This window comes from Arthrobacter sp. LAR12-1-1.1 (assembly GCF_040676555.1).
Taxonomy (GTDB): domain Bacteria; phylum Actinomycetota; class Actinomycetes; order Actinomycetales; family Micrococcaceae; genus Arthrobacter.
Map to the genome: position 1 here is coordinate 1 of NZ_JBEGIG010000052.1, position 359 is coordinate 359.

Below are 359 nucleotides of genomic sequence, written 5' to 3' on the forward strand. Positions count from 1 at the left end.
TGGAGAGCCGGTGGCCGGAAATGTTCATCACGTCATCGACCCGGCCCAGCAGCCAGAGGTCGCCGTCCTCGTCCTTCTTGGCGCCGTCGCCGGCGAAGTACATGGTCTCGAAGCGGGACCAGTACGTTTCCTTGAACCGCTCCGGGTCGCCCCAGATCCCGCGCAGCATGGCCGGCCACGGTTCGCGGATCACCAGGAAGCCGCCGTGGCCGTTGGGCACCGATTCGCCGAACTCGTCCACGACGTCCACGGCGATGCCGGGCAGCGGGACTTGGGCCGAGCCGGGCTTGGTGGCCGTGACGCCGGGCAGCGGGGCGATCATTTGTGCCCCGGTCTCGGTCTGCCACCAGGTGTCCACG

General features: G+C 68.8%; 1 protein-coding gene. It reads right to left on the reverse strand.

Features of this window, described 5'->3' with window-relative positions:
* On the reverse strand, positions 1–359 hold a 359-nt coding region (locus MRBLAR12_RS19935; protein WP_364747933.1), incomplete at both ends, for an AMP-binding protein.